At 70.8% G+C, this 20,783-nt stretch carries 25 protein-coding genes; 13 read left to right on the plus strand and 12 right to left on the minus strand.

The features are described 5' to 3' along the window. The first annotated feature begins 39 nt into the window (after nucleotides 1-39). Nucleotides 40-510, plus strand: coding sequence for a GNAT family N-acetyltransferase (locus AQJ46_RS19090; protein WP_057608629.1), 471 nt, complete (start codon nucleotides 40-42; stop codon nucleotides 508-510). Here the strand turns inward: AQJ46_RS19090 and AQJ46_RS19095 are convergent. Both AQJ46_RS19095 and arfB read right to left on the minus strand, forming a co-directional pair. After that, nucleotides 507-1,349, minus strand: coding sequence for a sigma-70 family RNA polymerase sigma factor (locus AQJ46_RS19095; RefSeq protein ID WP_059206721.1), 843 nt, complete (start codon nucleotides 1,347-1,349; stop codon nucleotides 507-509). The two genes, AQJ46_RS19090 and AQJ46_RS19095, sit on opposite strands and share 4 nt — an antisense overlap. A gap of 102 nt (nucleotides 1,350-1,451) precedes the next feature. Beyond that, nucleotides 1,452-1,889, minus strand: a complete 438-nt coding sequence (gene arfB / locus AQJ46_RS19100; RefSeq protein ID WP_057608633.1) for an alternative ribosome rescue aminoacyl-tRNA hydrolase ArfB — start codon at nucleotides 1,887-1,889, stop codon at nucleotides 1,452-1,454. 174 nt (nucleotides 1,890-2,063) lie between these two features. Between arfB and AQJ46_RS19105 the strand changes: the two genes are divergently transcribed. Continuing rightward, nucleotides 2,064-2,639, plus strand: coding sequence for a TerD family protein (locus AQJ46_RS19105; RefSeq protein ID WP_057608635.1), 576 nt, complete (start codon nucleotides 2,064-2,066; stop codon nucleotides 2,637-2,639). 53 nt (nucleotides 2,640-2,692) lie between these two features. Here the strand turns inward: AQJ46_RS19105 and AQJ46_RS19110 are convergent, their stop codons facing one another. Both AQJ46_RS19110 and AQJ46_RS19115 read right to left on the minus strand, forming a co-directional pair. After that, nucleotides 2,693-2,896, minus strand: a complete 204-nt coding sequence (locus tag AQJ46_RS19110) for a DUF397 domain-containing protein (RefSeq protein ID WP_059206723.1) — start codon at nucleotides 2,894-2,896, stop codon at nucleotides 2,693-2,695. Then, nucleotides 2,893-3,747 carry a helix-turn-helix domain-containing protein gene (locus AQJ46_RS19115; protein WP_059206724.1) on the minus strand — a complete coding sequence of 285 codons (855 nt, stop codon included), beginning with the start codon at nucleotides 3,745-3,747 and terminating at the stop codon, nucleotides 2,893-2,895. The genes AQJ46_RS19110 and AQJ46_RS19115 overlap by 4 nt, the downstream gene beginning before the upstream one ends. 155 nt (nucleotides 3,748-3,902) lie before the next feature. Here AQJ46_RS19115 and AQJ46_RS19120 point away from each other — a divergent pair, with 155 nt between their 5' ends. From AQJ46_RS19120 to AQJ46_RS19130, 3 genes are all read left to right on the plus strand, one after another. Then, nucleotides 3,903-4,364 carry an ATP-binding protein gene (locus AQJ46_RS19120; RefSeq protein WP_107117283.1) on the plus strand — a complete coding sequence of 154 codons (462 nt, stop codon included), beginning with the start codon at nucleotides 3,903-3,905 and terminating at the stop codon, nucleotides 4,362-4,364. A 202-nt stretch (nucleotides 4,365-4,566) separates the two neighbouring features. After that, nucleotides 4,567-5,415, plus strand: a complete 849-nt coding sequence (locus AQJ46_RS19125) for a helix-turn-helix domain-containing protein (protein ID WP_059206726.1) — start codon at nucleotides 4,567-4,569, stop codon at nucleotides 5,413-5,415. After that, nucleotides 5,412-6,020, plus strand: a complete 609-nt coding sequence (locus AQJ46_RS19130; RefSeq protein ID WP_059206727.1) for a Uma2 family endonuclease — start codon at nucleotides 5,412-5,414, stop codon at nucleotides 6,018-6,020. Before AQJ46_RS19125 ends, AQJ46_RS19130 begins: the two co-directional genes overlap by 4 nt. Before the next feature lie 15 nt (nucleotides 6,021-6,035). Here the strand turns inward: AQJ46_RS19130 and AQJ46_RS19135 are convergent, their stop codons facing one another. Together AQJ46_RS19135 and AQJ46_RS19140 are read right to left on the minus strand one after the other, a co-directional pair. Then, nucleotides 6,036-6,599 carry a hypothetical protein gene (locus AQJ46_RS19135; protein ID WP_059206728.1) on the minus strand — a complete coding sequence of 188 codons (564 nt, stop codon included), beginning with the start codon at nucleotides 6,597-6,599 and terminating at the stop codon, nucleotides 6,036-6,038. After that, a complete protein-coding gene (locus AQJ46_RS19140; RefSeq protein ID WP_059206729.1) occupies nucleotides 6,592-7,179 on the minus strand; it encodes an SMI1/KNR4 family protein in 588 nt (195 codons plus the stop codon). Before AQJ46_RS19140 ends, AQJ46_RS19135 begins: the two co-directional genes overlap by 8 nt. A gap of 67 nt (nucleotides 7,180-7,246) precedes the next feature. On the opposite strand from AQJ46_RS19140, the gene AQJ46_RS19145 reads away from it, so the two are divergent. Beyond that, a complete protein-coding gene (locus AQJ46_RS19145) occupies nucleotides 7,247-7,768 on the plus strand; it encodes a GNAT family N-acetyltransferase (protein ID WP_059206730.1) in 522 nt (173 codons plus the stop codon). A 14-nt stretch (nucleotides 7,769-7,782) separates the two neighbouring features. Here AQJ46_RS19145 and AQJ46_RS19150 read toward each other — a convergent pair whose 3' ends face one another. Beyond that, complete coding sequence (locus AQJ46_RS19150) at nucleotides 7,783-9,189, minus strand: M1 family metallopeptidase (RefSeq protein WP_059206731.1); 1,407 nt, start codon at nucleotides 9,187-9,189, stop codon at nucleotides 7,783-7,785. A gap of 39 nt (nucleotides 9,190-9,228) precedes the next feature. Here AQJ46_RS19150 and AQJ46_RS19155 point away from each other — a divergent pair, with 39 nt between their 5' ends. Continuing rightward, on the plus strand, nucleotides 9,229-9,729 hold the full coding sequence (locus AQJ46_RS19155; RefSeq protein WP_059206732.1) for a hypothetical protein: 501 nt from the start codon (nucleotides 9,229-9,231) through the stop codon (nucleotides 9,727-9,729). Between the two features lie 75 nt (nucleotides 9,730-9,804). Here the strand turns inward: AQJ46_RS19155 and AQJ46_RS19160 are convergent, their stop codons facing one another. Next, nucleotides 9,805-10,329: a hypothetical protein gene (locus AQJ46_RS19160; RefSeq protein ID WP_159064035.1), complete on the minus strand. Its 525-nt coding sequence runs from the start codon at nucleotides 10,327-10,329 to the stop codon at nucleotides 9,805-9,807. 173 nt (nucleotides 10,330-10,502) lie between these two features. Continuing rightward, nucleotides 10,503-11,222: a pentapeptide repeat-containing protein gene (locus AQJ46_RS19165; RefSeq protein ID WP_225887355.1), complete on the minus strand. Its 720-nt coding sequence runs from the start codon at nucleotides 11,220-11,222 to the stop codon at nucleotides 10,503-10,505. A gap of 129 nt (nucleotides 11,223-11,351) precedes the next feature. Here AQJ46_RS19165 and AQJ46_RS19170 point away from each other — a divergent pair, with 129 nt between their 5' ends. From AQJ46_RS19170 to AQJ46_RS19180, 3 genes are all read left to right on the plus strand, one after another. Continuing rightward, nucleotides 11,352-12,512: an FAD-dependent oxidoreductase gene (locus AQJ46_RS19170; protein ID WP_059206735.1), complete on the plus strand. Its 1,161-nt coding sequence runs from the start codon at nucleotides 11,352-11,354 to the stop codon at nucleotides 12,510-12,512. Nucleotides 12,513-12,597: 85 nt separating this feature from the next. After that, on the plus strand, nucleotides 12,598-13,578 hold the full coding sequence (locus tag AQJ46_RS19175) for a zinc-binding dehydrogenase (RefSeq protein WP_059206736.1): 981 nt from the start codon (nucleotides 12,598-12,600) through the stop codon (nucleotides 13,576-13,578). Beyond that, entirely contained in the window at nucleotides 13,575-15,110 is a 1,536-nt protein-coding gene (locus tag AQJ46_RS19180) for an MFS transporter (RefSeq protein ID WP_225887356.1), read from the plus strand. Before AQJ46_RS19175 ends, AQJ46_RS19180 begins: the two co-directional genes overlap by 4 nt. A 9-nt stretch (nucleotides 15,111-15,119) precedes the next feature. Here the strand turns inward: AQJ46_RS19180 and AQJ46_RS19185 are convergent, their stop codons facing one another. Together AQJ46_RS19185 and AQJ46_RS19190 are read right to left on the minus strand one after the other, a co-directional pair. Beyond that, nucleotides 15,120-16,517 (minus strand): NAD(P)/FAD-dependent oxidoreductase, encoded by a 1,398-nt coding sequence (locus AQJ46_RS19185; RefSeq protein ID WP_208616949.1) that lies wholly within the window; start codon nucleotides 16,515-16,517, stop codon nucleotides 15,120-15,122. 11 nt (nucleotides 16,518-16,528) lie between these two features. Further along, nucleotides 16,529-17,182, minus strand: coding sequence for a rhomboid-like protein (locus tag AQJ46_RS19190; RefSeq protein WP_107117284.1), 654 nt, complete (start codon nucleotides 17,180-17,182; stop codon nucleotides 16,529-16,531). On the opposite strand from AQJ46_RS19190, the gene AQJ46_RS19195 reads away from it, so the two are divergent. The 3 genes from AQJ46_RS19195 to AQJ46_RS19205 are packed head-to-tail and all read left to right on the plus strand — an operon-like array spanning nucleotide 17,181 to nucleotide 19,605. Next, a complete protein-coding gene (locus AQJ46_RS19195; RefSeq protein WP_059206739.1) occupies nucleotides 17,181-18,116 on the plus strand; it encodes an aminoglycoside phosphotransferase family protein in 936 nt (311 codons plus the stop codon). The genes AQJ46_RS19190 and AQJ46_RS19195 overlap by 2 nt on opposite strands. Beyond that, nucleotides 18,113-18,592 carry a GNAT family N-acetyltransferase gene (locus tag AQJ46_RS19200; protein ID WP_057608670.1) on the plus strand — a complete coding sequence of 160 codons (480 nt, stop codon included), beginning with the start codon at nucleotides 18,113-18,115 and terminating at the stop codon, nucleotides 18,590-18,592. Before AQJ46_RS19195 ends, AQJ46_RS19200 begins: the two co-directional genes overlap by 4 nt. After that, nucleotides 18,589-19,605 (plus strand): DUF4037 domain-containing protein, encoded by a 1,017-nt coding sequence (locus tag AQJ46_RS19205; protein WP_059206740.1) that lies wholly within the window; start codon nucleotides 18,589-18,591, stop codon nucleotides 19,603-19,605. The genes AQJ46_RS19200 and AQJ46_RS19205 overlap by 4 nt, the downstream gene beginning before the upstream one ends. Before the next feature lie 16 nt (nucleotides 19,606-19,621). Here the strand turns inward: AQJ46_RS19205 and AQJ46_RS19210 are convergent, their stop codons facing one another. After that, a complete protein-coding gene (locus AQJ46_RS19210) occupies nucleotides 19,622-20,725 on the minus strand; it encodes an endonuclease/exonuclease/phosphatase family protein (protein WP_079072342.1) in 1,104 nt (367 codons plus the stop codon). Nucleotides 20,726-20,783 lie beyond the last annotated feature (58 nt).

Consider the following 20,783-nt stretch of genomic DNA (forward strand, 5'->3'; position numbering starts at 1 on the left):
CCGTGGCCGCGCGCCGGTTCTCCGGCATAAGGTCCCCGGATGACATTCGCACCCCGCCTCGAAGAGGTCACACCCGGGAATTTCGAAACGGCGACCGGCATACGGGTACGCCCCGAGCAGGAATTCGCCGTCTCCCCGGTCATGCAGTCCCTCGCCGAGGCCTACGTGCATCCCGCGGGCGTCGCCTGGCCCCGTCTGATCGTCGACGGTGACCGCACGGTCGGCTTCCTGATGGCCTTCCTCGACATCGACTGGCGCGCCGACGGCGGCACCGTCGTCCGCTCCGGCCTGTGGCGGCTGAACATCGCGGCCGACGCCCAGGGCCAGGGCTACGGCCGTTTCGCCGTCGAGTCCGTCGCCGATGAGCTGCGCCGCCGGGGCACCAAGGAGTTGTACGTCACCTGGCACGAGGGCGACGACGGCCCGGCGGAGTTCTATCTGAGGCTCGGTTTCCGCCGGACCGGGGAGCTGAGCGACGGCGAGACCGTCGGGGTGCTGAGCCTCGACTAGGCGAAGGTGATCTCCAGCCGGGCCGCCCGGACCGGGTCCGTGGTGATGTCGATCACGGCGATCCGGTCGTGTACGAACGTGAACGCGAGCGTCCGCTCCACGCGGCCGTCCCGCAGGAGCGCGATGCCGGTGCGGCCCTCGACGAGCGCGGGTACCGCGACGCCGACGATGTGCCGCGAGTAGCTCGTCGCCCCCTTGGCCACGGCCAGGGCCCCCGTCGTCACCCCGACCTCCGTGCGCACCACGACATCCGGGTCCAGAACCTCCAGCAGCCCGTCGAAGTCACCCTCGCGCGCGGCGGCGAGGAAGGCGTCGACGAGTTCACGCCGGCGCGTCCGGTCGGTGTCGGTGACCTGGGCGCCCCGCACCCGGCGCCGGGCCCGGCTGGCGAGCTGGCGGGTGGCCGCCGGGGACTTGCCGATGACGCCGGCGATCTCGTCGTAGGGGACGGCGAAGAGGTCGTGGAGGACGAAGGCGAGCCGTTCGGCGGGGGTGAGGGTGTCGAGGACGACGAGGAGGGCGCTGCCGACCGAGTCGGCGAGGAGGACGTCCTGTTCGGGATCGGCGACGGTGGCCGGCACCGGCGCCTCGGGCTCCAGGGGCTGTTCGGCACGGGACCTGCGGGAGCGGAGCATGTCGAGGCAGACCCGGCCCACGACGGTCGTCAGCCAGCCACCGAGGTTGTCGATGTGCGTGGTGTCGGACCGGCTCATCCGCACCCACGTCTCCTGCACCGCGTCCTCGGCCTCGGCGCCCGACCCGAGCATCCGCCGCGCCACCGCCCGCAGCTGCCCCCGGTGCGCCTCGAACCGTTCGGCCAGGAAGTCGTCGTCGCCCATGAGTCACCGCTCTCGTCGTCGTCCGCCGTCGGTGAGTTGACGGACGGCACGGCGGAGATGTGACACACGCAGGTCTGTTGATGACGTGTCGCAGGCCCGGGGCTATCCCCAGTCCCGCCCCTGCCGCCCCCGCTTGGTGTCCGAGCGCTGCTTCTTCTCCCTCAACCGCCGCTCGTTGATCCCGCGCGGGATGCGCGTCGGCCGCCGCGGCTTGGGCGGCGGAGCGGTCGCTTCGGCAAGCAGCGCGGCGAGGCGTACGGCGGCGGTCTCGCGGTTGCGCCACTGCGAACGGTGCTCGGAGGAGCGGACGGTGACGACCCCGTCGACGAGCCGCCCGGCCAGCTTGTCCAGCGCGCGCTGCTTCCACACGTCGGGCAGCGACTCGGTGCGGGCCAGGTCGAAGCGCAGCTCCACCTGGGAGTCACTGGTGTTGACGTGCTGGCCACCGGGGCCCGAGGAGCGCGAGAAACGCCACATGAGCTCGGCCTCGGGGAGCGAGACGGAGCCGCGGATGACGTGGGGACCGGACATGTGCTCCATGTTCCCGGCTCTGTCCGGTCCACGTCACCCGAATATCGCCGGGCGGCAGCCCTCAGTTTGGTAAAGAAAGTAAAGACACGGGGAACCTTCGACGCCCCTCGCGGCGTTCATACGGGTAGCTGTAACTTCAAGCCCGTACTTGCCGTACATAAACGAGGGAAGGACTCCCAAACCATGGCTGTAAGCCTGTCCAAGGGTGGCAACGTCTCGCTCACCAAGGAGGCTCCGGGCCTGACCGCCGTCACCGTGGGCCTCGGCTGGGACGTCCGCACCACCACCGGCACGGACTTCGACCTCGACGCCTCCGCGATCGCGGTCAACACGGAGGGCAAGGTCTACTCGGACGGTCACTTCGTCTTCTTCAACAACAAGCAGACCCCGGACCAGACCATCGTCCACACCGGTGACAACCGCACCGGCGAGGGCGCGGGCGACGACGAGGCGATCAACGTCAACCTGGCCGGCCTCCCGGCCGACATCGACAAGATCGTCTTCCCGGTCTCGATCTACGACGCGGAGAACCGCTCGCAGAACTTCGGCCAGGTCCGCAACGCCTACATCCGCATCGTCAACCAGGCCGGCGGCGCCGAGATCGCCCGCTACGACCTCTCCGAGGACGCGGCCACGGAGACGGCGATGGTCTTCGGCGAGCTGTACCGCAACGGCGCGGAGTGGAAGTTCCGCGCGGTGGGCCAGGGCTACGCGTCCGGCCTGGTGGGCATCGCGCAGGACTTCGGCGTGAACGTCTGACAGACGCTGCGCTGAGCTGGAGCCCCTGGTCTTGCCGGCCGGGGGCTTCGGCGTCAGGTCTGTGACACGAATGCGGCCCAGGTGGCCGGGGTGAAGGCCAGGCGGGGACCGGTGGAGGTGTTCTTGGAGTCGCGGACGTGGACCGTGCGGGGCGCTACCGCGATCTCGACGCAGGAGTTGCCGTCCGTGCCGCTGCTGTAGCTGCTCTTGAACCACACCAGCTCGGAGGTGTCCCCGGCAGCGGGCTTGCGGATCATGTCTCTCCCAGCAGTTGCTCGACGAAGGCCAGCGACTCCCGTGGGGGGAGTGCCTGAGCCCGGATGGTGCCATACCGCAGTTCAAGGATGCGGAGTTGTTTCGGGTCGGTGATAGGGCGGCCGTTGAAGGCGCCGTCCGAACGCCCCACCGCTGTTCCGTCGGGAAACTTCAGCAGCTCGATCTTGCCGTCCAGACCCGGGTGGGCGTCGCTGTTCGTCGGCATGATCTGTAGCGTGACGCTGCGCAACGTGCCCGCCTCCAGCAGACGTTCGAGCTGCTGTCGCCACACCATTGTGCCCCCGACCGGTCGACGTACGACCGCCTCCTCCAACACGAAGTGGATGGACGGAGCCGGGTCACGATCGAAGACCGACTGCCGGGCCAACCGGGCGGCCACCATCCGCTCCACGTCATCCTGCGAGTACGGCGGCTGCGCCGCTTCGAAGAGAGCCCGAGCATGCTCTGCGGTCTGCAACAACCCATGGACGCTGTTGGACTCGTAGACGCCGATCTCAACGGCCTGCCCCTCCAACTTGGCCAGCTCGCGCACCTTCTTGGGATACCGGACCTTCTTGACGTCCTCCCACGTCGCGGCGATGAGCCCGCCCGCCCCCAACACCTCGTCGGCCCTGTCCAGATACTCCTGTCGAGGAATCCTCTTCCCGCCCTCGATCTTGTAGACCAGGTCCTCGCCGTACCCGACCGCCTCCCCGAACTCGGCGGCCCGCATCCCCACCGCCTCCCGCCGCAGCTTCAACTGCCGCCCCACCGTGGCGATCACGGCCACGCCCCACTCATCGTCGGGGTCGACCTCCCACCCCGGGTCGACCGCCTCACCGTCCACGCTCATCCCGCACCCCTCCGCCGTACGTCCATGCCCGCGACGCCCCTACCCGTACGACCGCCCCGGACAGCCCGGACACGACCGGACAAGCTCCGGACAGTCACCGTACGTACCGGTGTCGTCACTGTTCACGGTAGGCACCCGCGGCCACGCTGAGTGACGTGAATCAAGAAACCGCCGTCATCCGGAACTTCAACATCCTGCTGTCCCCCACGCCCCGCGGAGCCCGCCTGGCCCGGCTGCTGGCGGTCGAGCAACTCCGCGAGTGGGGACTCCTGTTGCACCCGGCGGAGCACATCGTGGCGGAGCTGGCGGCGAACGCGGCCACGCACGGCCGGGTACCGGGGCGCGACTTCCGCCTGACGCTCTACGTCGTCGGCGACACCCTGCGCATCGAGGTCACGGACACCCGGGGTGACCGTCTGCCACGCGTCGAACCCCCCGCCCCGGAAGCCGAGACGGGCCGAGGTCTCGTGCTCGTGGACGCGCTCGCCGACCGTTGGGGCGTGGCGCCGGGACCCCGTCCGCGCAAGACGGTGTGGGCGGAAATCGACCTCTCACCGGGTCCCGGAAACCCGTACTTCGGTGGTGCGGGCGGTCTTTCTCAAAGAACTTCAGAGTGAAAGAACCCGACCAAGCCCCACCTTTCCTCCCGCCTCGAAGCGCAGCTCACCCGCGCGGGTGAACATCACCAACTCAGCTGGATTTCGCCCCGGTTGCCTGCCCTACAGTCGGCGCAACACAACCGCAGACATGCAACGGCCCTCGCCGGGACTGGCATCCCAGTGCGAGGGCCTGACCACCAAGGAAGAGAACAGCTTCCCGATGGACACGCAAAACCCTAGCGCGCCGACGCGCGCCCGGTCCCGTAACGCGGGCAAGAACCACCCCCACGCGGGTGGCCTGATCCACGACAACGCCCGCCACACCGAACGTTTCGCGGTGATCGGCAACCACCTGACCCAGCACGCGGACCTCTCCCTGCTGGCGATCGGTCTGGCGTGCCACATCCAGTCGCTGCCCCAGGGCGCCCACGTCGACATCAAGACCCTCGCCGACCGGTTCCCCGAGGGCAGGGACCGTATCGCCGCCTCCCTACGGGAACTGGAAACCCACGGCTACCTCCGCCGCACCCGCGAACGCCTCCCCAGCGGCCGCATCATCACCCGCACGGTCTCCTGCAACCAGCCGGGTCACCGCGGCCGGGCCCCCGAAAGCCGCACCCCCGCTGCTCCGAAGCACCGGCAGCCACCCCGCAAGAGACTCCTCCCCGCCGTACCGCAACCGGGCTACCCGGCCCCGGCCCTCCTCCAGCAGGCCACCGACCTCCTCGCCGGCCTCCGCCGCCACGACCCCCGCCTGCTCCTCTCGGCCACGGACACGGAACACCTGGCCCCCGGAGTCGCCGCCTGGCTGGAACGGGAGGTCACCCCCACCGCCGTACGCCACGCCCTCACCGCGGACCTGCCCGCAGAGCCCCTGCACCGCCCGGCGGCCCTCCTGGCCCACCGCCTCACCGCTCAGCTGCCACCCCTGCCCCCATACCGGCCTCCTGCCCCACCCCCGGAGGTACGGCACCCGTTCCAGACCTGCGACGGCTGCACCCGCGTCTTCCGCTCACCCGCACCCGGTCGCTGCCGCGACTGCCGGGGCGATCTCCCGGAGGCGCCATGACCATCACGCCGGACGACGGGCAACGAAGCGGCTCCCACATCTACCGGGCCATGCGAGATCTCGTTCAGTCCATGGACGACACCATCCCGGGCAAGTTCGAGATCACCCGGCAAGGGATCGTCCACGACCTGGTGTCGCCGGGGGGACCCCACGAAGTGACGGCAGCCCACGTCAGCCGCCGTCTGGAAAGGGTCATGCCGGACGAGTTGCTGGCCCACAACGGCACACCGGACGTGGAGAACGAACCAGAGGGAATCACGCGTCACCCCGACGTCATGGTGATCGCATGGGACGACTTGAACGTCGAGGGCTCCATCGATCCACATACCCTCATCGCCGCCATCGAGGTCGTCTCCCGCTCAAACCCCGACAACGACTGGGTCGGAAAGATGCGCGACTACCCCCTGATCGGCATCCCCATCTACGCGATCTTCGACCCCCGCACCGCCACCGGCGCCGTCCTCACCGACATCCACTCCACCCCCGACGGACCGCGCTACGCGACCCGCAAGGATTTCGTCTACGGCGAGGACGTCACCATCGGCGACTGGACGATCTCCACGGACGACCTGCCGCGCTACAAGGAGCTAGCGGATCGCACGTGACGTGGAGTCAAGGATTCACCCGTCGCTCTGGGCACACGGCCCCTCCTCTGGCCGCCGGACAGTCCGCCAGCGTGGTGCCTCGTCATCCGGGACGTCCGGGGAAGCGAAGTGAAACGGCACGCCAAGATGGCCGGCCAGTGCCCGGCCCGCTTTGGCGGCGGCAGCGCCAGGCGGAGAGCTGTCGGGGCGGTGGTAGACGGTCGCCAGGTGGCTCTCCCCGTCCGGGGGGTCCATGACCGCGACCAGAAGGACGAACCAGTCGTGCACGGTATCGCCGTCCCAGAAGGCCTCCACCGCCGCCACACGGCCCGGGAGTGCTGCGACGCGCGCTGCAAGTGACGCGAGGTCGAGCGGATCGGGCGGTGTGCGCTGCACTCGGTCACCGAGGGCCTCGTATCGCGCGTGGACCACCCGCTCGGCCTCGTGCAGGCCTACCCCCAGCGGGCGCAATGCCTCCCACACGGTCCTGACCGCGGACAGCGGACGATCCCGCAGCACGTCGGCGTCGACCTGCTCACAGGTCCGATCCTCGAGGTAGGCCCACCAGCCGCTCGATGGGCCACCAGTCTCCCTAGGCATCTGCGAACCAAGAGCGACCCTGGCTCCAGTGGGTTGCCCACCCCGCGAAACCGGGTGTGCCCGGCATCAGGGACGTGTCGGGCCGGGTACCGAAGGGCATCGCGCCGTTCTCGTCGATCAGCCAGACGTGACCGCGCTGCGGGCCGGTGACGATCAGGTGCCAGTACATGCCACAGCCGTCGGTACCCAGCAGCAGTGAGCCGTGGTCGAACACGGAATCCACCCGGGCCTCGAACTCCTGCTCCGACAGTGCCCCCTCGTCATCCTCCTCCCACAGCCATGCCGCCGTGAGCGGAAAAGGCTCGGCAAGCAGGCGCTCGGGGCGATCCGAGCCCCAGTCCGAGGGCGTTTGCGCGAAGGGCAGCAAACCGTAGTAGGGCGGCCCTGCGCGCAGTCCGTCGCAGATCTCCGCCACAAACGTGCGGTACGGCTCCGGGAGCACGATGCCGTGTTCCCCCTCGAAGGACCGCACCGCCTCCCAACCGGCCGGTGGTATCGCCTCAGGACGGGAAGCGAAGATCTCGCGGAGGGTGGCCGACTCGGCCGGGTCGCAGGTTTGCGGGTTCATGCCGGTCATCATGCAAGATCCGAAAGAGACGGCCCAGACGTCACAGCCGGAGCCGTAAGCCTCAACTACTCTGCCCGGCATGCTCCTCACCTCCCTCCCCCTCACCCCCGACCACGACATCCCGGCGCCCCTCCTGACCGAACTCACCGCGCTGTACGCCGCCAACCGTGACTTCATGGCCCTCAGCGGCGACTTCCCGGACCCGGACGACATCCGGCCGGAGCAGGTGGCGGCGGCGCTGGCCGAGGAGCTCGCGCATCCGGACGCGGAGGTGCTGCTGGCGCGCAGCGAGGGCCGGCTGGTCGGGGTGGCCATCACACTCGCCCGGCACCCGGACCCGGCCGACCCGGACCCGTGGATCGGGCTGCTGATGGTGGACGCGGAGGTACACCGGCAGGGCTACGGCCGTCGGCTCACCGCCCTCGTCGAGGACCGCTTCCGCACCGAGGGCCGGACCGCCGTACGCCTCGCCGTCCTCGACGGCAACGACCGCGCCCTCGCGTTCTGGACCGCCCTCGGCTACGAGGTCATCGACCGCCGCCCGGACCTGCAACACGGGCGCCCCTGCTCGGTGTTGCACAAGCCGCTGTCGGAGGGCTGACAGGCCCCGTCGGGCTACGCCCGCTCCGGCTTCCCGTCCCCGTACAGCCACTCCTCCCAGATCGGGTCGAAGTCCTCGTCGGGGGCGAGGTCCTCGACATACGTCGTGAAGTCGCCGGTGTCCGCGGTGCCGAGGCGGTGGGTGGTGGGCCAGTCGCGGAGGAGGGCGCGGAAGGCGGTGTCGCCGAGTCGCCGGCGGATCTTGTGGAGGACCATCGCGCCGCGCTGGTAGACGGGGCTGTCGGAGAGGTGCGCGGCGCTCGACGGTCTCCCGGGCGGGAAGGACCAGAGGTCGTCGTAGACGTCCTCGCCGTGCGTGTACAGCTCGTCGAAGGTCTTCTGGGCGCTGTCGCCGCCGTGGTCCTCGGCCCACAGCCATTCGGCGTAGGTCGCGAAGCCCTCGTTGAGCCACATGTCCCGCCAGGTCTTCGGCGTGACCGAGTCGCCGTACCACTGGTGGGCGAGTTCGTGGACGAGGGTCACGGTGTCCGGGGCGCCGGGGAAGAAGGGGCGGTTCTGGGTCTCCAGGGCGTAGCCGGCGTCGCCCTCGCGGTCGACGATCGCGCCGGTCGAGGAGAAGGGGTACGGGCCGAAGGTGTCCTCGGACCAGGCCATGACGGCCGGGATCTGCGCCAGTACCTTCCGGCTCGCTTCGGCCTCCGCCGGGTCGACGGCGGTGTAGACGGGCAGTCCGTCGGGGGTGGTGGTGCGGTGGATGTCGTAGTCGCCGATCGCGAGGGTGGCGAGGTAGCTCGCCATGGGTTCGGCGGTGTGCCAGGTGGTGGTCGTACGGCCGCCGCTGGTCCTGCTCCCCGTCAACTCGCCGTTGGAGACGGCCTGGAGGCCCTCGGGCACGGTGATCGTGAGGTCGTAGGACGCCTTGTCGGAGGGGTGGTGGTTGCCGGGGAACCAGGCCATCGAGCCGGTCGGTTCGCCGAGGGCCACCGCGCCGTCCTCGGTGGGCAGCCAGCCCTCCTCGGAGCCGTCCGGGTCGGTGATCGTCTTCGGGGTGCCGGAGTAGGCGACGGTCACGCGGAAGGCGCTGCCCTCGTCGAGGTCGTCGTGCGGGCGTACGGTCAGCTCCTGGCCGGTGCGGTTCCAGCGGGCCCTGTCGCCGCCGACGGTGACCTTCTTGACGTCCAGCCCTTCGAGGTCGAGGTCGAAGGCGGAGAGGTCCTGGGTGGCACGGGCGGTGAGGGTCGCGGTGCCGGAGAGCCTCTCGGTGTCCGGGTCGTAGGCGAGGTCGAGGTCGTAGTGGGTGACGTCGTAGCCGCCGTTGCCGGCCTTCGGGAAGTACGGGTCGCGCAGGCCGGAGCCACCGGGCGTGCCGTGCACTCCGCCGCCGCACGCGGTGAGGGCGCTCGCGAGGAGCAGGGCGGTGGAGAGCAGGGCGGTCGGGACGAGCGGCGCGGATCGGGACACGCGGTGATCCTATGAGAGGCCCGTGACACCATCTCGTACGTGCTCGACATCGGCTACGCCCTCTCCAACCGCTTCCCTGACCCGCCGCAGACCGACTACCGCCGCGCGGACGTCCACGCGCTGCGGCACGACCTGTTCTGCGGAGACGTCTATCTCGCGGACACCAAGGAGGACCGGGAACTGTCCACAGCCTGGGGATGGGTGCCGGTGCTCGACTTCGCGTGGGCGCTGTGCGACATCGCGGAACGCCTCGACCGCGACCCCGCGGGCTCCCGCGCCTCCCGCCCCCAGCACGCGGAGCTCGACTTCACCGAGTCCACCGACCGCATGCTCTTCGAGCGCCGCTTCGGCTGGGTGGACATCGAGGCCGACTGGATGCCGGCGGAGGAGCCCCCGCTGACCTTCTCCCACGCGGACCTGCGCCGCGAGGCCCGCGACTTCCTGCACGACCTCATCGCCGACCTGATCGACCTCCACGACGACCTGGGCGAGAACCCGGCGATCTGGACGCTCCAGGCACGCTTCCCCAGAGTGTCGTGACGCGGGACCGGACCCGCGTCCCAGCACCCACCCGCGCACCCCGGATCACGCCTGATCACGCCTGATCACGCCTGATCACGCCTCGGGCAGTGCCCGCATGACCTCCTCGGCAAGCTTGCCGGCCGCCGTGCACTTCTCATCGTCGGGGACGCCCTGTTCCAGATACCAGACCCTGACCGCGTCCACGGCGTTCGCGGACGTGGCGGCCGGGTCGGTCTCGCCGGATCCCGTGACCACGATCTGGCAGCCCGTCTGGACGATCTGTCTGTTGGCTTGGAGCCCGCCGATCGTCGTCATGCCGTCGCCGCCCTCCGGCAGGTAGTAGCTGCCTATCTGGAGGGCGCCGTCCGCTCCCCCGTCGACCGGGATCTTCCACTCGCAGTTGTCGGTCGCGTCTGACGACTGCGGCTCCAGCTTCTTCACGCCGAGGACCTTGGCCATGGTGTCCTCCGACAGAAGCTCACAGAAGTTCACCCCCTTGATCTGCCGCGCGCCGATGGGCCCGGTGTCGTCACCGGAGGAGTCCGAGCCGCCGCAGGCCGCGGTGGCCGCGAGACACAGCGTCACAGGAAGGAGAAGAGTCACGTCTCGAAGTCGCACGGAAGCTCCCCATGGAGAGGCGGTTCGGACAGATCAGATGATCCATCCGCATCCAAGCTTCCCGATCACAGGACGCGATCATGCGACAGAGCGGTGTCAATTGTTCGCTGTCCAGGGGAAGTTCCTGGCCCCCGCCCTCACCGGCCGCTCTCTTCCGCTTCCCCTCTCTCCCCTCACTCCACCCGGATCCCCACCTCCGCCGCCAACGCCGGTGCCAGGTCCAGCAGTTGTGACGGGCTGATCACCGCCCCGGCCAGCCGGTCGATCCCACGGGCGATCTCCAGGACCGCGGCGCCTCGCAGGTCCACGTCCTTGAGGGTCGCCGCCGTGAGGTCCGCGCCCTTGAGGGTGCAGTCCACGAACTCCACGCGCTCCAGCCGCGCGCCGCCGAAGTCCGGTTCCACCAGGACGCAGCTCTCGAAGACGACGTCCTTGAGGACGGCCGTGCGCAGGTTCAGATAGTCGATCTTGCCGCCTCGGATCACGACGCGCTCCAGGGCCGCGCCGTGCAACTGGACTCCGCCCAGGCGGGCGTCGATCAGCTCGACGTCGCGCAGGGTCGACTCCGCCAGGTCGGTGCCCACGCCCCGTATGCCGGTGAGGACCGAGTCGAGGAAGCGGGCGTGGTGCAGCCGGGTCTCGTCCAGCGCGCAGCTTCTCAGCGCGCAGTCCATGAAACGGGCCCCCGCCCCGTCCTGCCCCGCGAGGTCCGCCTCCAGGAACTCCAGCCCGTCGTAGTCCCCGTCCGGCTCCAGCTCCCCTCCCCCGTGCGGCTCCAGCGGTGGCAGCCGCACCTCCGGCCGCCGCGCCCCCTTCACCCGCGAGCCACCCGCACCGCGCACACCGCCGGAACCACCGGACCCGCTCGCCCCAGCCGTCGCTCTCCTCGCCATGCCCCCATCCTGCACCCCACCACTGACAATCCGCCTGACCTGCACAGACAGCCCCCATGTCACATTCCGGTGCCCTCAATCAGTCATACCGACGACGGACCCACCCCCGAGCAGAGGGAGACCCCAGCCATGCACCGCATCACCGTCATCGGCGGCGGCCTCGCCGGGCTGACCGCGGCGATCTCCGCCGCCGAGGCGGGCGCCAAGGTCACCGTGTACGAGGCCCATCACACGCTCGGCGGCCGGGCCCGGACCGCCGAGGGGCCGTACCGCACGAACGACGGCCCGCACGCGCTCTACAAGGCCGGCCCGCACTGGTCCTGGCTCCAGCAGCGCGACCTCATCGGACCCCTCGCACCGCTCCCCCCTCTGGAGGCGGCCCGGCTGCGGCTGCGGCACAAGGGCGCACTGCGCCGCACCCCGCCCTTCGCGATGCTCAAGCTGCTGCGCCGCAGCGCCCAACAGGCTCCGGTCGACGTGGACTTCCTGTCCTGGGCCACCGGGCAGGCCGGCGAGGAGGGCGCCCGCGCCGCCGCCCACTACTCCGCCGTCGCCCTGTTCCATCACGACCCGGGCGCCCTGTCCGCCGCGTTCGTGCAGGAACGGCTGCGGCGTGCCACCAAACTGCCGCCCGAGGCGCACTACCCGCGCGGCGGCTGGGCCACGGTCGTCGACCGGATGGCCGCCCGTGCCTGGAACCTGGGCGTCCGGATGGAGACCCTGTCCCGCGTCGACACGCTGCCCACCGACACCCCGGTCGTCGTCGCCACCTCCCTCGACGCGGCCCGCCGGCTCCTCGGCGACGACTCGCTGACCTGGCCGAGCGGCCGTACGACACTCCTCGACCTGGCCCTGCGTACCCGGCGGGGTGACGCCTTCGCCGTCTCCGACCTCGACTCCCCCGGCTGGATCGAACGGTTCACCGCCCAGGACCGCACCCTGGCACCCGCGGGCGAACAGCTCCTCCAGGGGCAGATCCCGATCGCCCCGCACGAGACCAGGGCGGACGGGGTCACGCGCGCGGAGCAGCTGCTCGATCTCGCCTTCGACGGCTGGCGCGAACGCGTCACCTGGCGGCGCGAGTCCGTCGCGAACGGCCGTACGGGAGCCGTCGACCTGCCCGGCACGAACTGGCGCGACCGGCCGGCCGTCGACCGGGGCGACGGCGTCTATCTCGCGGGCGACCAGGTCGCGGCGCCCGGGGTGCTCTCGGAGGTCTCCTTCACCAGCGCGCTCACCGCCGTATCGCTGGCACTCGGCCGGAACGCCCTTGACCTCAAGCATGCTTGAGGTCGGAGGGTGGGTGTCCTGCCGTCAGAGCCCTGCCCGCAGCGTCCCAGCCCGCAGAGCTCCTGCCTACACAGGGAGTCCCTCCATGCACGCCATCCGTCTGCACACCTTCGGCCCCGCCGAGAACCTCACCTACGAGCAGACCGACGACCCGGCACCGGCCCCCGGCCAGGTCCGTATCGCCGTACGGGCGGCCGGTGTCCACCTCCTGGACACCGCCCTGCGCGAGGGGCAGCAGGGACCGCTGCCCCGGCCGCCCGCGCTGCCCACCGTCCCCGGCCGGGAGGTCGCCGGAGTCGTCGAGTCCCTCGGTGACGGCGTCGCCGAGCTGTGGCTCGGCAAGCGCGTGGCCGCCCACCTCGGCTTCGCCCCCGGCGGGTACGCCGAACTCGCCGTCACCGATGTCGACCGCGTCCACGAGATCCCAGAAAACCTCGACTTCGCCCAGGCCGTCGCCATGATCGGTACGGGCCGTACGACGATGGGGATCCTGCAGTTCGCCGAGCTCGGCCCCGACTCGGTGGCCGTGATCCCGGCGGCCGCCGGAGGCATCGGCACACTGCTCGTGCAGTACGCGAAGAACGCCGGAGCGACCGTCGTCGGCCTGGCGGGCGGACCGTCGAAAACGGCACTGGTGCACGCCAACGGCGCCGACCTCGCCGTCGACTACAAGGACTCAGCGTGGCCCGGGAAGGTCCGCGCCTTCCTCGGCGGCCGGCCCGCCACCGTGGTCTTCGACGGCGTGGGCGGAGAGGTGGCCCGCGAGTGCGTCGGCCTCCTCGGCGCCCAGGGCCGGCACATCGTCTTCGGCTGGTCCGGCGAGGGGATCCACGACGGACAGCCGTACCTCGTCGAAGGCGTCTCCGAGCAGGTCCTCGGGCCCGTCATGGCACAGAAGGCCGGCGGACCCAACCCGATCCGCACCCTCGAACTGCGCGCCCTCGCCGAAGCCGCCGCGGGCCGTCTCACCCCCGCCGTACAGCGTTTCCCGCTCGCCGACGCGGCCGCCGCGCACCGGGCGCTGGAGACCCGCGGCACGACCGGAAAGGTGGTCCTGGAGCCATGACACGTCCAGATGCGACTCGTACCGATGCATGGTCTTCTGACCAGACGGGCGTCACCAAGTCGGCCGAATCAGCGGACCCCCGCCGCTGGTGGGGCCTGGTGGTCATCGCCCTCGCGCAGCTGATGGTCGTCCTCGACGCGACCATCGTGAACATCGCGCTCCCTTCCGCACAGCAGGACCTGGGCATCACCGACGGCAACCGCCAGTGGGTCATCACCGCGTACACGCTGGCCTTCGGCGGCCTCCTCCTGCTCGGCGGTCGCATCGCCGACCTGGTGGGCCGCAAGCGCACCTTCGTGATCGGGCTGGTCGGCTTCGCCGCCGCCTCCGCACTCGGCGGCGCCGCCACCGGCTCCGGCATGCTCTTCGCGGCCCGCGCCCTCCAGGGCGTGTTCGCGGCCCTGCTCGCCCCCTCCGCGCTGTCCCTGCTGACCACGACGTTCACCGATCCGAAGGAGCGCGGAAAGGCCTTCGGGATCTACGGCGCTCTCGCGGGCTCCGGTTCGGCCATCGGGTTCATCGTCGGCGGGCTGCTCACCGAGTACCTCGACTGGCGCTGGTGCCTCTACGTCAACGTGCCCATCGCCGTCGCCGCGGTCTTCGGCGCCCTCGCCCTGCTGCACGACCGCCCCGGCCACGCGGGCGCCCGCCTCGACGTGCCCGGTGTGCTGCTGGGCTGCGGCGGCCTGGTCGCGATCGTCTACGGCTTCAGCGAGGCCCAGCCCCGGGGCTGGAGCGACGCCCTGGTGCTGACCCTGATCGCGGGGGGCGTCGTACTCCTCGCGGCCTTCGTGTGGTGGCAGTCCCGGGCACCCATGCCCCTCCTCCCCCTGCACATCGTCAAGGACCGCAACCGCGCGGGCTGCTTCCTGACCATGGGGCTCGCCGTCATCGGGATGTTCGGCCTGTTCCTGTTCATGACCTACTACCTCCAGGTCGTGCTGGCCTACTCCCCCGTACGGACCGGCCTCGCCTTCCTGCCGATGACCGCCGCGATCATCGTCGGCTCCACCCAGATCTCGGCCCGGCTGATGAACCGCGTCCCACCGCGCATGCTCATGGCCCCCGGTATGGTCCTCGCCGCGAGCGGCATGCTGATCCTCACGCAGATGACCGTGGACAGCTCGTACGCGACCGAGATCCTGCCCGCCCTGCTCCTCATGGGCCTCGGCATGGGCCTCACCTTCATGCCGGTGTTCTCCACCGCCACCGCGGGCGTCGCCCCGCACGACTCCGGCGTGACCTCGGCGACCATCAACACCTCGCAGCAGGTGGGCGGTTCGATCGGCACGGCCCTGCTCAACACCATCGCCACCACCAGCAGCACCGCCTATGTCACCGCCCACCTCACCGACCCGTCGCAGAAGGCCCTGATCGTCAGCGAGGGCGTCGTCCACGGCTACACGGTGGCCATCTGGTGGGCCGTCGGCATCATGCTCCTGGCCGGCCTGGTCGCGGGCCTGATGGTGACGGCGAAACCGCCGAAGCAGGGCGCTCCCGCGCAAGCCCCGGTACCGGAGTCGGTGGTCTGAGCCCCGGGCTCAGTGCCGCCCCGCGATCCGGTCCGCCCACCGCGCCAGCCGGGACGACTCCGCGCGGTGGCTGGTGAGTTCGCGCCGGTCCGCCGTGCGGTAGGTGGCGTACATGCCCTGCACGCCCAGCCAGCGCAGCGGCTCCGGCTCCCACCTGCGCACCTTGTGACCGACCCACGGCAGTTCGGTGAGCTCGGTCCGGCCGCCCTGCCCGGAGTCCTGCTGGACCAGGTCGCGCAGGGTCCGGGCGGCCAGGTTGGCGGTGGCGACGCCCGAACCGACGTAACCGCCCGCCCAGCCGATACCCGTCGAACGGTCCAGCGTCACCGACGCGCACCAGTCGCGCGGCACACCGAGCACCCCCGACCAGGCGTGCGCGATCCGCGTCCCGGCCAGCATCGGGAAGAACCCCACGAGGATCTCCCGCAGCGCCTCGACCGTCGCCGCCTGCGTCCGCCCGTCGTTGTCGGTGCGCGAACCGAAGCGGTACGGCACCCCGCGACCGCCCAGCGCGATCCGCCCGTCGGCGGTGCGCTGCGCGTACATGTAGGCGTGCGCCATGTCCCCCAGCGTCTGGCGCCCCTCCCAGCCGATCGCCGCCCACTGCGCGTCGGTCAGCGGCTCGGTGGCGATCATCGAGGAGTTCATGGGCAGCCAGGTCCGCTTCTGCCCCTTCAGAGCGGCGGTGAAGCCCTCGGTGCAGCGCAGGACATAGGGCGCGCGGACGGTGCCGTACGGCGTGACCGCGTGCTTGGGCCGGATCTCCGTCACCGGCGTCTGCTCGTGGACGGTCACGCCCAGCGCCTCGACGGCCGCCGCGAGCCCCTTCACCAGCTTCACCGGGTGCACCCGCGCCCCGTGCGGCGTCCACGACGACCCCACCGCGTCCGCGACCCGGATCCGCTCGGCCGTCTCCCGGGCGCCGTACAGCTCACGGTCCTTCTCGCCGTACGCCAGCTCGTGCTCGTGGAAGGCCCTCAGCCGCGCCAACTGCGCGGGCGTACGCGCGACTTCGAGGACGCCTCCCTTGTGCAGCCCGGCGTCGAAGCCCTCCTCGCCGACGGCCCGGACGACCTCGTCGACGGTGTCGTTCATGGCCTTCTGCAGGCGTACGGCGGCCTCGTGGCCGTGCAGTTTCGCGTACCGGTCGCGGCCCGCGATGCCGTTGTAGAGCCAGCCGCCGTTGCGCCCGGAGGCGCCGTAGCCGCAGAATTTCTGCTCCAGGACGGTGATCCGCAGGAAGGGCACGGCCTTCTTCAGGTAATACGCCGTCCACAGTCCCGTGTACCCGCCGCCGACGATCACCACGTCCGCCGACGCGTCACCGCCGAGCGGCTCCCGCGCCTCGGGGAAGCCGTCGTCCGCGTACCAGAAGGAGATGCCGCCGTTCACGACCCTGCTGCTCATGGCCTGGGACGTTAACCCGCCGGCGCGGCCGCTGTCTCCTTCGGATTCCGTGCTTTTTCCCGCCCCGTCACCAGCGGCCAACACCCGAACCCGATCAGCACCGAGGTGAAGTGCCCCAGATCGGTGAAGGTCCGCCCGGTCGCCAACGGCACCCCGTACACGACGAGAACCGCGAACCCGTAGACGTACCGCCAAGGCGCCGGAATCCGGTACATGAGCACGGCGATCACTCCCGCCAGGGCATAACTCACCCCGATGTCCAGCGTGTTGACCGCGGACGCGGGCGCCATCCCGTGCCGGATGCCCCACAGCAGCGCCCCCTCACTGATCAGCGTGGCCAGCACGTGCGCCGCCGCACACACCGCCAGCCAGCGCGCGGTCCCCAGCAGGCGCTCCGCCGGCGCGTGGAAGACGGAATAGAGGACGACGTACGGCAGCCAGTGCCCGCCGTCGATCCACATCGCGCTGGCGATCAGCACCCGCACCGGATTGCTCGACAGCTCATGGATGTTGGTCGAGCGCTGCCGCAGGAACTCCTCCTCGAACTCCGGCGACATGTGGTGCAGCGCCACCGTCGTCACGAACAGGACCGCCAGCCACACATAGGTGCCGGGGGCGCTGCGGATATAGGCCCACACCCGGTGGGCACCCCGGTTAATTCGCATGAGGCGATTCACCCACGCCGGTAGGGTCCGGCACGTGATCGACATCCCGGAGGAACTGGCGGCGGCACAGGAGCGCTACAACGGCGACAAGGGCCGGGAGTTCATCGCGGGACTGCCGACCCTGCTCGAGGACTTCCTGGAGCGCTGGGATCTCGGGCCGGACGGCTCCCCGATGCACGGCGTCGCCGCGCTGGTCCTGCCGGTCGTCCGCCGGGCCGATGGCACCCGGGCCGCCCTCAAACTCCAGCTCCTCGACGACGAGAGCGCCGGCGAACCCGTAGCCCTGCGCCTGTGGGACGGCGACGGCGCGGTCCGCCTCCTCGACCACGACCCGGTCACCCACACCATGCTCCTGGAGCGCCTCGACTCCACCCGCATGCTGTCCACCCTGCCCGGCACCCGCGACGCGGTCCTCGTCATCGCCGGTCTGCTCGCCCACCTGACGGCGGGGCCCGCCCCCGCCGGGATGCGCCGGCTCGGCGACATCGCGCGAGCCATGCTGGACCGGACCCCCGAGGCCCTCAAGCGCATCCCCGACCCCGAGGTCCGCCGTACCGTCGCCGACTGCGCGGCCGCCGTACGCGAGGTCGTGGACGAACCCGGCGACCGGCTCCTGCACTGGGACCTGCACGACGAGAACGTCCTCGCCTCCGAACGCGCGCCCTGGCTCGCCATCGACCCCAAACCCCTCGCCGGCGACCCCGGATTCGAACTCTGGCCCGCCCTCGACAACCGCTTCGACGCCGACGAGATCACCTGGCGCTTCGACGCCATGACCGACGTCCTCGGCCTGGACCGCGCACGCGCGCGTGCCTGGACCCTGGGACGGCTGCTCCAGAACAGCCTCTGGGACATCGAGGACGGCCGCCCCATAGAACCCCGCCAGCTCGAGATCGCCCACCGCCTGCGCACCCACCGGAGCCGACAGCCGTGATCCGCCCCGCCACCCCCGCCGACATCCCCGCGATCCACACCCTCATCCGCGAACTCGCAGAGTACGAAAGGGCGCTGGAGGAGGCGAAGGCCACCGAGGAACAACTCCACGAAGCCCTTTTCGGCTCCCACCCCGCGGCCTACGCGCACGTCGCGACCGACGACGCGACAGGCGCCGTGATCGGCTACGCGATCTGGTTCCTCAACTTCTCCACCTGGCGCGGAGTCCACGGCATCTACCTGGAGGACCTCTACGTCCGCCCCACGGCCCGCGGCGGCGGCCACGGCAAGGCCCTGCTCACCGAACTCGCCCGCATCTGCGTCGAACGCGGCTACCAACGCCTCGAATGGTCCGTCCTGAACTGGAACACCCCCGCGATCGACTTCTACCAGGCCCTCGGCGCCCGCCCCCAGGACGAATGGACCGTGTACCGCCTGACCGACGAAGCCCTCACCAAGGCATCCGGCACGTCGTGAGCACGGCGGCCTTCCTCCCCGGTCTCGAACTCTCCCGCCGCTTCTACGCCGAGGCCGTGCGCCCCATACTGGAGGAGGCCGCCCCCGGGATCCCGCACTCCGCCGCACGCATCGGCCCCGGCTCCGAAGTCCTCGGCTACGACACCCCGCGCTCCGCCGACCACGAATGGGGCCCGCGCCTCCAGATCTTCCTGCGCTCCCAGGACGTCCCGCGCCACGCGGACCGTATCGGACACGTCCTCTCCGAAAACCTCCCGAAGACCTTCCACGGCTGGCCCACCCACTTCGCACCCACCGGCGAGACCCGCGACATCCGCGTCATGCGCGCCACCGACGGCCCCGTCCACCACCGCGTCGAGCTCACCCACGTCTCCTCGTGGTTCACCGACACGCTCGGCTTCGACCCGACCCGCGCGATCACCCCCGCCCACTGGCTCGCCACCCCCACCCAACGCCTCGCCGAGGTCACCGCCGGAGCCGTCTTCCACGACGGCCTGCACACCCTGGCCCCCGTCCGCGCCGCCCTGCGCTGGTACCCCCACGACCTGTGGCTCCACGTCCTGGCCCGCCAGTGGCAGCGCATCTCCCACGAGGAGGCCTTCGTCGGCCGCTGCGGCGAGGTCGGTGACGAACTCGGCTCGGCCGTCGTCGCCGCCCGCCTGATCCGCCACCTGATGCGCCTGTGCCTCCTCATGGACCGCCGCTACCCGCCGTACGGCAAATGGCTCGGCAGCGCCTTCGCCCACACCACTGCGGGCGACCGCCTCACCCCCGTCCTCAGGGCGGCCCTCGCGGCCACCGACCGGCACGACCGCGAGCACCATCTCGCCGCCGCCTACGAAACGGTCGCCGGCCTGCACAACCAACTCGGCCTCACCGACCGTCTCGACCCGACGACAAGGCCGTACCACTCCCGCCCCTACCGCGTCCTGCACGCGGAACGGTTCGCGCAGGCCCTCACAGCCCGTGTCGCCGACCGATCGATCCGGGAACTGCCGCTGCCACAGCCATAGCGCCTACGAGCAGGTTTCACCAGCTGATTGCGGCCGCCACCGGTCGGTGATCGCTGCCGGTGGGCGGCAGCACCCAGGAGCTCTCCGGCTCCACACCGCGCACCAGGATCTGGTCGATCCGCGCCACCGGGAACGTCGCCGGCCAGGTGAAACCGAAGCCGTCCCCCGCCGCGTCCTGGACCGAGTGCAGCCGCGAGGTCAGGCCGACGAACGCACGGTCGTCCGTGGTGCCGTTCAGGTCGCCGAGCAGCACCACCCGCCCGTTCGGCTCGGCGGCCACGGCCTTGGCCAGCGCCTTCGCGTTACGGTCCCGGCTGTCCGTCCAGAAGCCGGACCTGGGCATCACGCGTACGGACCCCAGATGGGCCACATACACCGCCAGCGGACCCCGCTCCGTGGCCACCGTGGCGCGCAGCGCGCGGTTGTAGGGCAACTTGGCGGCGGCCGGCTTGCTCTCCCCCAGTGGCCCGGCGTCCATCTCCGTGTCCACCGGCCGGACGTCCGACAGCGGCAGCCTGCTCCACAGCCCGACCGTGCCGAGCACCGTGTGATACGGATACGCCTTCCCCAGAGCCTTCTCGTACACCGGCCTCGCCTGCGGGGTGATCTCCTCCAGGCCCAGCACGTCCGCCCCGGAGGCGACCAGGTCGCGGGCGGTGCCGACCGGGTCGGGATTGTCGGCACCGACGTTGTGGCCGGCCACGACGAGATCACCGCCCGAGCGGGACCTGTCGCCGAGCAGCCCACCGAAGAGACTCAGCCACACCGTGACCGGCAACAGCAGTGCGACCACCGCGGAAGCGGAACGCCGCCACAGCGCCCCGGCCAGCAACACCGGCACCAACAGACCGAACCACGGCAGGAAGGTCTCCACCAGGCTGCCGAGACCCCCGTAGTCCGTGATCTCCGCGTGCAGCAGCATGAGCAGACCGAGCAGCAGCGCCAGCACCGCGAGCACCGGGCCACGCTTCCAGGGATCCGGCCGGGAGCAGGCCCGGAACACCCGACGGATGCCGGCCCACCGGACACCGGAGGCGTCGTCCCCACGACCGGAGCCACCCTGTGGGAACGGGTGAGTCCAGCGGGTCGCTGTCCGTACCGAAGGCGGGTTTCTCGTCATGGGACCAGTCAAGACAGCGCGGTGTTGCCGGCACGTATGCGGTTTTCGATACGCCCGC

It is taken from the genome of Streptomyces canus, assembly GCF_001514145.1.
GTDB classification, from domain to species: Bacteria; Actinomycetota; Actinomycetes; order Streptomycetales; family Streptomycetaceae; genus Streptomyces; species Streptomyces canus.

Bases quoted from the DNA above. Each gene is read 5' to 3' on its own strand.
- AQJ46_RS19090 (WP_057608629.1), top strand. From the start codon at position 40: ATGACATTCGCACCCCGCCTCGAAGAGGTCACACCCGGGAATTTCGAA.
- AQJ46_RS19095 (WP_059206721.1), bottom strand. From the start codon at position 1,349: ATGGGCGACGACGACTTCCTGGCCGAACGGTTCGAGGCGCACCGGGGG.
- arfB (WP_057608633.1), bottom strand. From the start codon at position 1,889: ATGGAGCACATGTCCGGTCCCCACGTCATCCGCGGCTCCGTCTCGCTC.
- AQJ46_RS19105 (WP_057608635.1), top strand. From the start codon at position 2,064: ATGGCTGTAAGCCTGTCCAAGGGTGGCAACGTCTCGCTCACCAAGGAG.
- AQJ46_RS19110 (WP_059206723.1), bottom strand. From the start codon at position 2,896: ATGATCCGCAAGCCCGCTGCCGGGGACACCTCCGAGCTGGTGTGGTTC.
- AQJ46_RS19115 (WP_059206724.1), bottom strand. From the start codon at position 3,747: ATGAGCGTGGACGGTGAGGCGGTCGACCCGGGGTGGGAGGTCGACCCC.
- AQJ46_RS19125 (WP_059206726.1), top strand. From the start codon at position 4,567: ATGGACACGCAAAACCCTAGCGCGCCGACGCGCGCCCGGTCCCGTAAC.
- AQJ46_RS19130 (WP_059206727.1), top strand. From the start codon at position 5,412: ATGACCATCACGCCGGACGACGGGCAACGAAGCGGCTCCCACATCTAC.
- AQJ46_RS19135 (WP_059206728.1), bottom strand. From the start codon at position 6,599: ATGCCTAGGGAGACTGGTGGCCCATCGAGCGGCTGGTGGGCCTACCTC.
- AQJ46_RS19140 (WP_059206729.1), bottom strand. From the start codon at position 7,179: ATGATGACCGGCATGAACCCGCAAACCTGCGACCCGGCCGAGTCGGCC.
- AQJ46_RS19145 (WP_059206730.1), top strand. From the start codon at position 7,247: ATGCTCCTCACCTCCCTCCCCCTCACCCCCGACCACGACATCCCGGCG.
- AQJ46_RS19165 (WP_225887355.1), bottom strand. From the start codon at position 11,222: ATGGCGAGGAGAGCGACGGCTGGGGCGAGCGGGTCCGGTGGTTCCGGC.
- AQJ46_RS19170 (WP_059206735.1), top strand. From the start codon at position 11,352: ATGCACCGCATCACCGTCATCGGCGGCGGCCTCGCCGGGCTGACCGCG.
- AQJ46_RS19175 (WP_059206736.1), top strand. From the start codon at position 12,598: ATGCACGCCATCCGTCTGCACACCTTCGGCCCCGCCGAGAACCTCACC.
- AQJ46_RS19180 (WP_225887356.1), top strand. From the start codon at position 13,575: ATGACACGTCCAGATGCGACTCGTACCGATGCATGGTCTTCTGACCAG.
- AQJ46_RS19185 (WP_208616949.1), bottom strand. From the start codon at position 16,517: ATGAGCAGCAGGGTCGTGAACGGCGGCATCTCCTTCTGGTACGCGGAC.
- AQJ46_RS19195 (WP_059206739.1), top strand. From the start codon at position 17,181: ATGAGGCGATTCACCCACGCCGGTAGGGTCCGGCACGTGATCGACATC.
- AQJ46_RS19190 (WP_107117284.1), bottom strand. From the start codon at position 17,182: ATGCGAATTAACCGGGGTGCCCACCGGGTGTGGGCCTATATCCGCAGC.
- AQJ46_RS19210 (WP_079072342.1), bottom strand. From the start codon at position 20,725: ATGACGAGAAACCCGCCTTCGGTACGGACAGCGACCCGCTGGACTCAC.